Origin of the sequence: Paraburkholderia youngii (assembly GCF_013366925.1) — a bacterium.
In the GTDB taxonomy this organism is placed as follows: Bacteria; Pseudomonadota; Gammaproteobacteria; order Burkholderiales; family Burkholderiaceae; genus Paraburkholderia; species Paraburkholderia youngii.
Genome location: NZ_JAALDK010000002.1, coordinates 852,957 through 864,561 on the forward strand (window position 1 = coordinate 852,957; position 11,605 = coordinate 864,561).

Consider the following 11,605-nt stretch of genomic DNA (forward strand, 5'->3'; position numbering starts at 1 on the left):
CTCTCCAAACGAGGCGATTGCCGTTCACTGGGCAAACTGCTGGCGCAAGCTCACCTTGCTGATCTTGCCGGTCGGCAGTCTCGGCAGCTCGTCGACGAAGGCGATGGCCTTCGGACATTTGTAGCTCGCGATCAGGCCGCGGCAGAACTCGATCAGCTCGGCTTCGCCCGCTTGCTCGCCCCGCCGCAACACGACGATCGCTTTCACGCTTTCTCCCCACTTCTCGTGCGGCACGCCGATCACCGCCACGTCGATGACCGCCGGATGCTGCCCCAGCGCATCTTCGACTTCACGGCTATAAATGTTTTCGCCGCCGGAAATGATCATGTCCTTCTTGCGGTCGACGAGGAAGATGTAGCCGTCCTTGTCCTGGTAGCCCATGTCGCCCGAGCGGTACCAGCCGTCGCGCAGTGCTTCCACCGTCGCCACGCTGTTGTTCCAGTAGCCGCTCAACTGCGTCTGCGAGCGCAGCCAGACCTCGCCGGTCTGACCTTGCGGCAGATCGTTGCCGTGATCGTCGACGATGCGCAGGTCGATGCCGGGACACGGACGTCCCACCGATGCGAGGCGCCGTACCTGTTCCGGCGACCCTTGAGGCTTCACCTCATGCGCAGGCAACCAGCAGGCATTGCTCTCGGTCATACCGTACTGAACCGAAAACACGGGGCCGAGCACCTGAATGCCACGCACAAGCAGTGGCGGCGGCACCGGTGCAGCCGCGGTGACGATGTTTTCGATGCTCGACACGTCATAGCTCGACAGCTCCGGCACGTCGAGGACCGCCTGGAGCATCGCGGCAACCATGAACGTGAAGGTGATGCGCTCTTGCGCGATCGTCTCGAGCATTTGCTTCGGATCGAAGGCTCGATGGATGACCGTCGTGCCGCCCATCCACGCGACTGCATTGACGAAGCCGATCCCTCCGACATGAAACGCCGGCGTCGTCTGCAGCACACGCGTCTTGCCAGAAAACTCCGTCACGAGCGCGCAGCTTTCCGCGGTGACGCACATCGCATGGTGTGTGCGCACGACACCCTTGGGACGCCCTGTGGTGCCGCTCGTGTACATCAGATACGCGTAATCCTCGGGATTCGAGCGGATCGGCGGCCCTTCCACTGGGCCGGCTTCCATCACCGCCTCGAATGAAACGGCCCAATCAGGCGCGTCGCCGATGCAGATGTACTGCTCGATTCCGGGCAGTTGCGAACGCAGTCCGTCCACGACATCGGCATACTGAGCCTCGAAGACGAGCGCTTTGGGCGCCGCATCCTTCAGAATGTAGAGAATCTCCGCGGGCGCCAGCCGAAAATTGACGGTCGCGAGAATAAAACCGGCCCACTCGCACGCACGGTAGGTCTCGTAGTACTCCGCGCAGTTCATTGCGAGGATCGCAACCCGATCCTGACGCCGCAGGCCACGCTGATATAGCGCGCCCGAAAAGCGTCTTGCACGCTCCGCCAACTGAGCGTGCGTCAGACGCCGTTCCGCATATACGAGCGCCGTGTGGTCGGCATGCAAGCGAGCGTTTCGCTCGATCATCTCGCCAAGGGTTCTCATCTCAATCCCGTCGTTGTTGTGTCAGATCGTCTGTTAACCTGCGAGCGTCTGTGGATCGGCCAGCACGGTGCCGATGAATGCAGCGAAGCGCGCCGCGTCGGCTCCGTTGATCACGCGATGGTCGTAGCTGAGCGACAAGGGCAGCATCTTGCGCCAGCTGACGCCGCCGTCATCCGCCGGCGCGGCCGCCAGCCGGGTTTTAGTCACACCGAGAATCGCCACTTCAGGCGCATTGACGATAGGCGTAAACCCAGTCCCGCCGAAGCCGCCCAGCGAGCTGATCGAGAAGCAGCCCCCCGACATCTCTGCCATCGATAGTCCCTTTTCGCGGGCCTTCTGCGAAATTGCTGCAAGTTCCACCGAGAGTTCTTCGACACTCTTCCTGTCGCAATCGCGCAGCACCGGCACGAGCAATCCAAAGCGCGTGTCCACGGCGACCCCGATGTGGAAGTACTTCTTCAGAACGATGTTTTTGCCGTCACCGTCGAGCGACGCGTTGAATTGCGGGAACTCTTGCAAAGCCCGCACCACGGCTTTGATCAGGAAGACGAGCGGCGTCAGCTTGACCGCCGGATTCGCGTCGTTACGCGCCTTGCGATAGCTTTCGAGCGACGTAATATCGGCATCGTCATGGTGGGTCACATGCGGAATCGTCAGCCAGTTGCGCGACAGGAAGGCTCCTGTGAGCTTCTGGATGCGCGACACCGGCTTGACCTCTACCTCGCCGAATTCGGCGAAATCGACCTGCGGCCATGGCGGCAAATGCGCACCAAATGCTGGGACTGCGGCCTCGCCCGAACCAGTATTCACGTTGGACTGCGCTCGGGCAGCTACGGATTCGACACTCATCGCGGATGCCTCTTCAAACGACTCTTGAATAAGGTGACCGGCCTGCGGCCAATCAGACGATTTCCGCCAGCACCGTGCCGACGGGATACACTTCGCCAACCTGGGCGACGATGCGCAGCGTGCCCGACGCCGGCGACTCGACCTCCTGAACCGATTTGTCGCTCTCGAGCGCGTAGAGAATCTGCCCTTCGCTCACGGTCGCGCCGTCTTCCGCCAGCCATTCGGCCAGCGTGCCTTCATTCATGGAAAAGCCCAGTTTGGGCAGCAGAACTTGTGTGGTCATGAGCTTGCTCTATTGATGATGGAAATTCCGGGAGCGCGTGCTCGTCATTTCAGCGTCGCGCGAACCGCCGCTTCGATGTCTGCCACGCCCGGCGCGAACGCGTCTTCGAGCGGCTTGGAGAACGGCACGGGGCAGAATTGCGCGCCCACGCGCTGCACCGGCGCCTTGAGTTCGCGAAAGAGGGCCTCGTAGATGCGAGATGCGATTTCAGCACCCACGCCGAACGGCTTGACGGCCTCGTGCACCACGACGGCGCGCCCTGTTTTGGCAACCGAAGTCAGGATGGTTTCGGTATCCAGAGGCGAGACCGTGCGCAAATCGATCACTTCGCAGGCGATCCCATCCTTGGCGAGCGCCTCCGCGGCGACCATGACCTCTTGCACGCGGCGGCTGTAACTGATCAACGTGACGTCCGTGCCTGCGCGCACGACGTTGGCCTTTCCAAGTGGAATCGCCACGCCGCGCTCCGGCACATTGCCCGGGTTCCAGTAGGTCGGCATGTTCTCGATGAACAGACAAGGGTCGTCGTCGCGGATGCAGGACAGCATCAGGCCATACGCATCGGCAGGATTCGAAGGTGCGACCACCTTGATGCCGGCGACGTGCGCGAACCACGCTTCAAGGTAGTCCGCGTGCTGACCACCCGTGCCGAAGCCGGCACCGGTCATCGTGCGGATCACGATCGGCACGTTGGTCTGCCCGCCCGACATGAAGCGCAGTTTCGCCGCGTGATTCACGATCATGTCCATCGCGACGGTCGTGAAGTTCATCAGCATGATTTCCGCCACCGGGCGCATGCCGACCATCGAAGCGCCGATTGCCGCACCGATGATGGCCTGCTCCGAGATCGGCGTCGAACGCACGCGCGACGTGCCGTATTTCGACGATAGTCCCTTCGTTACGCCGACAATGCCGCCTTCCTGACCGTCGGCAACGTCTTCACCCAGCACGATCACGTTGACGTCGGCGGCCATTGCATCGTCGAGCGCGAAGTTGACGGCCTGGATAGTGTTGATGTTGGTTGGCATCTGGCTCATGCAAGCACCTCGTCCTTGAAGATGTCGCGACGAAGCTCAGCGACATCGGGATATTCGCTCGACAACGTGAATTCGACCGCAGCGTCGATCTGCGCCTCGTGCCCGGCTTCCATCGCAGCCAGTTGCTGTTCGGTCGCATGCTTTGCATCGATGAGCCACTGGCGGAAGAGCGGCACGGGGTCCTTGGCGACCCAGGCCGCCTTTTCGTGCTTGTCCATGTACGCGTCCGGATCGCCAAATACATGGCCCTGAAAGCGGAACGTGTTCGCTTCGATGAGCGTCGGGCCGCCACCGTCACGCGCACGCTCGACCGCCTCGCGCGCCGCCTTGTGCATCGCGATCGGATCGTTGCCGTTCACCGTCACGCCGGGCATCTGGTACGCGACCGCGCGTTGCGCGATGTTGGACACGGAGGTGCCGTAAGCGTATTTGGTGTGCTCGGCGTAGCCGTTGTTCTGGCAGACGAAAATCACCGGCAGCTTCCAGACGGACGCCATGTTCAGTGACTCGTGGAACGCGCCGATGTTGGATGCGCCATCGCCGAAGTAAGCGACTGCCACGCGCCGTTCACCGCGAATCTGCGCGGCAAGCGCCAGGCCATTCGCAATTGGCATCGAACTGCCGACGATGCCGGTCGTGACCATCACGCCGGAAGCGGGATGGGTAACGTGCATCGGACCGCCCTTGCCCTTGCAGGTCCCGGTCACTCGTCCACCGAGTTCGGCCCAGAGTTCCTTGAGCGGCACACCTTTGGCGATCATGTCGTGAACACCGCGGTAGATCGTGCAGATGTAGTCGTCATCGGTGAGACACACCGACATCGCCGACGGAATCACTTCCTGCCCGCGCGGCGAGTAGTACGGCATGACCAGCTTGCCGGCCTTGATCACGGCGCGAAAGCGCTCATCGTTCTGCTTGATGAGTGTCATGCGCCTGTAGATGTCGACCAGGACTTCGCTGCTGGGCGGCTGATAGGCATTCATTCGTCACTCTCCTGTGTCACCAGATCTTTTGCGCGCCGCTCGAATGCAGCGCCGCGATGTAACCGAACACGAACGATGCGCCGATGCTGCTGCCGGCGCCCGGATAACACCGGCCAACCACGGATGCCGTGCAGTTGCCGGTGGCGTACAGCCCAGGGATTTGCGAACCGTCGTCCTTCAGCACACGTCCGAACTCGTCAGTCACGAGACCGCCTGCAGTGCCGACATCGCCTGGATACATGCGCACCGCGTAGAACGGGCCCTGCTCGATCGGCCCGAGATTCGGGTTCGGTTTGATGGTCGGGTCACCATGGCAGCGATCGAATGCACGCGAGCCGCGGCCGTAATCTTCGTCGACGCCCGTTTTGCAGAAGCCGTTGAAGCGCTGGACGGTCTTGAGCAGGCCAGCGCGATCGATGCCGCATTTCGCGGCTAGCTCTTCGAGCGTGTCGGCCTTGATCATGTATCCACTGTCGAGCCACTTCTGCGGAATCTGGCCCGGCATCGCGGTGCCCCACGGGTAATATTTGCGCTGGCGGCTGTCCATCACGACCCACGCGGGCACCGCCTTTCCCGTCTGCTTGTGGCGCTCGTACATGCGTTGACCGATCTCCATGTACGCTCCCGCTTCGTCGCAAAAGCGCTCGCCATCCTGATCGACCATGATCGAAAACGGCAGCGAGAGGTCGAGGTGATGCATGAACGGCAACGGCGAACCATCCGGAGCGCGCGCACCTTCCGGCAGTTCCTCGTTGGGGCCGAGCGACGTCACGACCCACCACGCTTCTTCCATGCAATCCACCGCGCCGCCGAGCGCGATCGCAGCTTGCAGGATTTCACCGGTATCGCCTGGATTCGCATTGGTCCAATCCGCGGACGACGGCTGCGGCTGGTACTTGCGGCGCATTTCAGCGTTGTGTGAAAAGCCACCCGTATTGAGCAGCACGCCCTGACGAGCGCGCACGCGCAACTCGCGGCCGCTGCGCACTGCGACAATGCCGACCACCCGCCCCTCCTCGACGATGAACTCCCGCACCGGCGTGTCCGTCCAGATCGGCACGTTCGCGCGCAGCGCCATCTGAAGCATGCGCCCCTGAATCGCCGCACCGTTCGCCACGAGCTCCTTGCCGGTGATCTTCTGATAAAGCATGCGGCCGCCGAGCTGCATCGCCTTGCGCTTGCCGCCCCACGTCCGCTTCATCAGAAACAGTGTCGGGTACTCGTCCGAGTTGGCTGGCATCGACGGGCCTTTATAGCGCGACAAGCGCGGCGCCCATTCGCCCAGTTCCTTCACGTCGAACAACTTCGCCAATAGCGAGCGGCCACGGGGCTCCCCGCCGGGCAGCGTGTCGTAGTAATCGGACCAGCCGTCCGCGTACACGAACTGCATCCCCTGCTGCTCGAGAAACTCGGCCATCTTCGGCCCGGTGCGCAGGTAAGCCTCGCGTCGCGCATGCGAGGTGCCCGGACCTTGATACGTCACCGCGGCGTCGAAGTACTGCCGTGCGCGCTCATACGAATCGCTTACGCCGTGGCGCTTCATCACGTGATTGTTCGGCAGCCACCAGACACCGCCCGAATAGCCGGTCGAGCCACCGACCTTCGCCTGCTTCTCGATGATCAGCGCTTCCTTGCCCACCGACTTGCAGGCAAGCGCCGCACACATCGAACCACCGCCGCTGCCGACCACCACGAAGTCGTACGTTGCGTCCCAGCTCGTCGACATCACTCCTCCCGCGCGATGAATTCGCGCAGCGCGCGATGGAAGTTCGAAACCGACGTTTCCTGCAGCGGATTCGTGCGCGAACCCTTGAAGCCGCGCGACTTCATCCCCTGCTGCACGTTGGTCATGTTCTGGAAGTCCTGCCACAGGATCAGGCCGAAGTTTTCCTGAGCGTTCTCTTTCCAGTCATCAACACCGTAGTAGAACTCGCGCTTGAGCGGCGGCTCCGCGCCCGGCGCGAAGCGCTGCAGCGACCAGATGTCGTAGATGCACGAATCGGGGTTATCGCCGTCCGGGCGCGCGCGGTAAAAGAGCGCGCCGTCGGGGTACGGAAGAAACACGAGGTTCGGGAAGACATGCCAGTCCGCTCCCGCGCGACCGAGTTGCTCGAACGTGATCTCCGGCCAGCCGGCGCCCTCGGCGATCGCCGCTTCGCGCTGGAAATCCATTGCCTTTGCGAGGACTTCGAACTGGTTACCCGAGGGCGACATTTCCGTCATCAGCCGCTTCGCCGCTTCGTAGTCGCGCGCGGTATTGATTGCTTTCAGGGTCTCTTCCATCACACGGAAGAAGTTGACGAGACCCTGACGCACGTCCTCCGGCATCGGCTTGCCGGTTCGCGGTGACGGCGCGCCGATCATGCGCGTGGCCGTCGAGTAGCCGAACATGCCGTGGCGGCCGTAGGCAAAGCTTCGCGTTACGTCATCTCCCGCGACATCCAGCAACTGAGGATGTGTTGCCGCGACGTGATAACCCTCGGTGAACGCTTCGAGTGCAACCTTCCAGTTGCACGGAAGACGAATCGACTTGTACCAGCGGTAGCGCATCTTCTCGAACTCGAAGCAGTTCGTGATCTCCGGTACCGGATCGAGGAATTTAGCGAGCGGCTCCGCGTTCGGGTCCATGTTGATGAACACGAAGCCGCCCCACGTGTCCACCAGAACATCGGTGAGACGCAGATCACCGTCAGTCATTTCCTCGCAGCCGGCCCAGTCGTCACGATCGAGCACGCGCGCGACGCCGCCATCCAGATTCCACTGCCATCCGTGATAGGCACAGTGAAATTTCGAGGCCTTGCCGCTGCCGTTGGTCAAGCGACGGCCACGATGCTGACAGACGTTGAAAAAGGCCTTGATCTGATCGGCCGCCGTTCGCACCACGATGATCGATTCGCCGGCCACGTCGAAGGTGACGTAGTCGCCGACGTTGGGAATTTCTTCCAGCCGACATGCAACCTGCCACACGTGCGGCCACAGGCGCTCGTTCTCCCGCTCGAGAAATTGCTTCGACAGGTAACTGTCCTTCGGCACAAAATCGAGACGGACCGTGTGTTCACCCGAATCGGGACCTCTGTTACCCATTGCTATCTCCTTCGTGATGTGGCCGGCGTAGGCGCCGGTTCCGACTCTTTATGTTGTGGCCGGGTGGTTCGCAATCGATATGCAACGACCGGTTCAATTGTTGTGAACGGCGTTCAGATGCTAGGCTGACGCCCGAATTGCTGTCAATCCGGGCGAACGTCAATCGAGCGCTGCGGTCAGCGCCGGAACAGCTTCGAACAGGTCCGCACTGAGACCGTAGTCGGCCACCTGAAAGATCGGTGCCTCTGCGTCTTTATTAATCGCGACGATGACCTTCGAATCCTTCATGCCGGCGAGGTGCTGAATCGCTCCCGAGATGCCCACCGCGATATACAACTGAGGCGCGACGATCTTGCCCGTCTGACCGACCTGATAATCGTTCGGCACGAAGCCGGCGTCGACCGCCGCACGCGACGCGCCCACGGCCGCACCAAGCTTGTCCGCAAGCGCGTCGAGGAGCTTGAAGTTGTCACCGTTCTGCATGCCACGGCCGCCCGACACCACGATGTTTGCCGCCGCAAGCTCCGGCCGGCTCGATTTCGTGAGTTCCTGCCCGACAAAGCGGGCCCTATCGAAAGCCGGCGCCGATGCAACAGCGCGTGACGGCGCGGCGGTCGAACCGGTCGCTGCTGCATCGAACGCGGTCGGGCGAATGGTGATGACTTTGATCGGGTCGGACGATTGCACTGTTGCTAGTGCATTGCCGGCATAGATCGGACGCACGAAAACATCGGCAGCCTTGAAGGCAACGACATCGGAAATCTGCGCGCTATCGAGCAGCGCGGCCGCACGGGGCATGAAGTTTTTGCCCACCGCCGTGGACGCTGCGATCACGTGTGTATAAGCGCGGGCCAACGAGACCACGAGTGCGGCGAGGTTTTCCGGTAACCCGTGCGCGTATTCGGGTGCTTCCGCGACGAGCACTTCGGCGACACCGGCTACGTTCGCGGCTTGCTCGACGACGGCCGACGCGCCGTGGCCCGCCACCAGCACATGAATGTCGCCACCCACTGCGCCCGCCGCCGTGATGGCGTTGAGCGTGGCGCGCTTCAGGGTCGCATTGTCGTGTTCGGCGATAACGAGAATAGTCATGATCAGATCACCTTCGCTTCGTTTCGAAGCTTTTCAATCAGCGCTGCAACATCCGGAACCATCACACCGCCCTTGCGCGCCGGTGGCTCGGTCACTTCGAGAACCTTCAGGCGAGGCGCGACGTCAACGCCCAGCGCTTCAGGATTCAGCGTATCGAGAGGCTTCTTCTTCGCTTTCATGATGTTGGGCAGCGTCACATAGCGTGGACTGTTCAGGCGCAGATCAGTCGTGATCACCGCGGGCAGATCGAGAGCGACGCGTTCGAGACCGCCATCGATTTCACGCGTGACGAGCAGTTGCTGACCATCCACTTCCGTCTTGAACGCAAACGTCGCTTGCGGCCAGCCGAGCAATGCGGCGAGCTTCTGCCCGGTTTGACCAGCGTCGTTGTCGATGGCCTGCTTGCCGAGCAAGAACAGTTGCGGGTTTTCCCGCGCGGCTACGGCGGCCAGCAGCTTTGCGACCGCGAGCGGCTGCAGATCCGCATCGCTCTCCACTAGCACCGCACGATCCGCCCCCATGGCGAGTGCCGTACGCAGTACCTCCTGCGATTGCGCGGTGCCCGCCGATACCACGACGACTTCAGTCGCAACGCCTGCTTCCTTGAGGCGCACCGCCTCCTCCACCGCGATCTCGTCGAACGGGTTCATGGCCATTTTTACGTTGGCCAGATCGACGCCCGAGCCGTCGGACTTGACCCGAGGTTTCACGTTGTAGTCGATCACGCGCTTCACCGCGACCAGTATCTTCAATTTGACGCTCCGAACGCTTTGTTGAACAATGTTCTATATTCTGAACCGTTTTTTTTGTAGCTGTCAACGAGAAGAATGAGGAAAGCGTCCCTCGGCGATCAATTCGACGCCCTTGTTCAACACCAAGGAGACGACAAATGAAGCTCTATCGATGTGAGCGTTTCGAAGGCATTGCGGGACTGGCGTTATGCGAGGAACCCGATCCGGCGCCACCTGGCGCTCATCAGGTATCGGTGCAGGTCAACGCGAGTTCGCTAAATTTCCGCGAGTTGCTGCTGATGAATGGAGCGTTTCGCGACTGGATGGCACCGAACTTCATTCCGGCCTCGGACGGCGCGGGGGTCGTGCTCGCGGTCGGCGCAAGTGTACGGCGCTTCAAACCGGGCGACCGGGTGATGGCCAATTTCGCGGAGAATTGGCACGGCGGAGCGCGCCCGCAACACGCAGATACTTTGGGCCGCGGCGCCATCGTCGAAGGGATGCTCCGCGACAAAGTCGTACTGAGTGAGGAAGAGCTGATTGGTGTTCCCGAGCACCTTTCCGACGAGGAAGCCGCGACACTGCCGTGCGCCGCCGTCACCGCATGGAACGCACTGTGTCAGCATGCGCCCCTGCTGCCGGGCCAGACCGTCCTCGTGCAAGGTTCCGGCGGCGTATCGATCTTCGCTCTGCAGCTAGCACGTCTTTTCGGCGCCCGGGTGATCGCCACTTCGTCCAGCGAATCGAAACTGAAACGCCTGGCCGAACTGGGCGCAGACGCGACCATCAACTACCGCGACACGCCCAATTGGGAAGACGCCGTGCTGCGCCTGACCAATGGCCTTGGGGTCGATCTCGTCGTCGAGGTGGGCGGGGCTCAAACGTTCGGCAAGTCGGTTGCTTGCACACGGGACGGCGGCCGGATCAGCGTCGTCGGGCTGCTGACCGGTGCCCCCTCCCCCAGCGAGGGATTCTTCGCGCGCGGACTGACGATCGCACCGATCCGCGTCGGCTCCCGCCAGGACTTCGAATCGATGAACCGCGCAATCGCATTGCACAAACTGCGGCCGGTGATCGACTCGGTCTATGACTTCGCACATGTACCGGATGCGCTTCGGCACCTCGAAAGCCAGAAACATTTCGGCAAGATCGTCATTCGCCACCAGTAATCAGCCTTCCCATCATTCACGGGAGTCAGACAATGAAACTCTTTTCACTGGAAGGACAAATCGCGCTCGTCACGGGCGCATCGCGCGGTCTCGGCTTTGCGATGGCGAGCGCCTTGGCGTCTGCGGGCGCGCGCGTGATTCTTTGTGCGCGATCGCGCGCGAGCCTCGAGACCGCGGCGGAGTCGATTCGCAAAACGGGCGGCACCGTCGATATCGAACCGTTCGATCTCACCGATCACAATGCGATCAGAAACGGCGTGCGCAACGTTCTCGCTCGTCACGGCCGCATCGACGTACTGCTCAACAACGCGGGCATTTGCGAGTGGAGCGATTTTCTCCAGTCGAGCGTCGATATGTGGCAAAGAACGATGGATACCAACGTCACGGCCGCATACCTGCTCGCGCAGGAAGTGGCGCGCCCGATGATCGAACGCGGACACGGACGCATCATCAACGTCGGGTCTTATGTGTCGGTGCTCGGCCGCGAGAAGCTTCAAGCGTACGTGGCCAGTAAGCACGCGGTTGCCGGACTCACGAAATCGCTCGGTGCGGAGCTGGGGCGACACGGCATTCGTTGCAACGGCATCTGCCCCGGCTACTTCCTCACGGATATGGCTGAGCCCGTCACATCGAATCCGCAAATGAAGGAGATCGTGCGCTCGCACATTTCGGTTGGCCGTTGGGGCAATCCCGAGGAACTAGGCGGCGTCGCCGTGTTTCTCGCGTCGCAGGCCAGCTCTTACATGAATGGCCAAATGCTGATGGTCGACGGCGGAGTCTCGGAGATCCTGAGCTTTTCGATGTCCGTGGTGTAGGGCCG

At 61.8% G+C, this 11,605-nt stretch carries 11 protein-coding genes; 2 read left to right on the plus strand and 9 right to left on the minus strand.

Annotation, left to right across the window (positions count from 1 at the left end; all coding sequences use genetic code 11):
* Positions 1–24: 24 nt before the first annotated feature.
* The 9 genes from G5S42_RS35235 to G5S42_RS35275 all read right to left on the minus strand — a co-directional run bounded on the left by G5S42_RS35235 (position 25) and on the right by G5S42_RS35275 (position 9,637).
* The gene (locus G5S42_RS35235) at positions 25–1,557 is read right to left on the minus strand and encodes a class I adenylate-forming enzyme family protein (RefSeq protein ID WP_176111354.1); all 1,533 of its coding nucleotides are present in this window, start codon (positions 1,555–1,557) and stop codon (positions 25–27) included.
* Between the two features lie 33 nt (positions 1,558–1,590).
* Positions 1,591–2,505 carry a 2-oxo acid dehydrogenase subunit E2 gene (locus G5S42_RS35240; protein WP_246392293.1) on the minus strand — a complete coding sequence of 305 codons (915 nt, stop codon included), beginning with the start codon at positions 2,503–2,505 and terminating at the stop codon, positions 1,591–1,593.
* The gene (locus tag G5S42_RS35245) at positions 2,459–2,689 is read right to left on the minus strand and encodes a biotin/lipoyl-containing protein (protein ID WP_152851317.1); all 231 of its coding nucleotides are present in this window, start codon (positions 2,687–2,689) and stop codon (positions 2,459–2,461) included. The genes G5S42_RS35240 and G5S42_RS35245 overlap by 47 nt, the downstream gene beginning before the upstream one ends.
* A 44-nt stretch (positions 2,690–2,733) precedes the next feature.
* Complete coding sequence (locus G5S42_RS35250) at positions 2,734–3,726, minus strand: alpha-ketoacid dehydrogenase subunit beta (RefSeq protein WP_176111355.1); 993 nt, start codon at positions 3,724–3,726, stop codon at positions 2,734–2,736.
* The gene (locus G5S42_RS35255; RefSeq protein WP_176111356.1) at positions 3,723–4,709 is read right to left on the minus strand and encodes a thiamine pyrophosphate-dependent dehydrogenase E1 component subunit alpha; all 987 of its coding nucleotides are present in this window, start codon (positions 4,707–4,709) and stop codon (positions 3,723–3,725) included. Before G5S42_RS35255 ends, G5S42_RS35250 begins: the two co-directional genes overlap by 4 nt.
* Positions 4,710–4,725: 16 nt before the next feature.
* Complete coding sequence (locus tag G5S42_RS35260) at positions 4,726–6,435, minus strand: FAD-binding protein (RefSeq protein ID WP_176111357.1); 1,710 nt, start codon at positions 6,433–6,435, stop codon at positions 4,726–4,728.
* Positions 6,435–7,793 carry an aromatic ring-hydroxylating oxygenase subunit alpha gene (locus G5S42_RS35265; RefSeq protein WP_176111358.1) on the minus strand — a complete coding sequence of 453 codons (1,359 nt, stop codon included), beginning with the start codon at positions 7,791–7,793 and terminating at the stop codon, positions 6,435–6,437. The genes G5S42_RS35260 and G5S42_RS35265 overlap by 1 nt, the downstream gene beginning before the upstream one ends.
* Before the next feature lie 159 nt (positions 7,794–7,952).
* Positions 7,953–8,885, minus strand: coding sequence for an electron transfer flavoprotein subunit alpha/FixB family protein (locus G5S42_RS35270; RefSeq protein ID WP_176111359.1), 933 nt, complete (start codon positions 8,883–8,885; stop codon positions 7,953–7,955).
* A 2-nt stretch (positions 8,886–8,887) separates the two neighbouring features.
* The gene (locus G5S42_RS35275; RefSeq protein WP_176111360.1) at positions 8,888–9,637 is read right to left on the minus strand and encodes an electron transfer flavoprotein subunit beta/FixA family protein; all 750 of its coding nucleotides are present in this window, start codon (positions 9,635–9,637) and stop codon (positions 8,888–8,890) included.
* A 137-nt stretch (positions 9,638–9,774) separates the two neighbouring features.
* Between G5S42_RS35275 and G5S42_RS35280 the strand changes: the two genes are divergently transcribed.
* Both G5S42_RS35280 and G5S42_RS35285 read left to right on the plus strand, forming a co-directional pair.
* A complete protein-coding gene (locus tag G5S42_RS35280) occupies positions 9,775–10,785 on the plus strand; it encodes a zinc-dependent alcohol dehydrogenase family protein (RefSeq protein ID WP_176111361.1) in 1,011 nt (336 codons plus the stop codon).
* A gap of 32 nt (positions 10,786–10,817) precedes the next feature.
* Positions 10,818–11,600, plus strand: a complete 783-nt coding sequence (locus tag G5S42_RS35285; RefSeq protein WP_176111362.1) for an SDR family oxidoreductase — start codon at positions 10,818–10,820, stop codon at positions 11,598–11,600.
* Positions 11,601–11,605 lie beyond the last annotated feature (5 nt).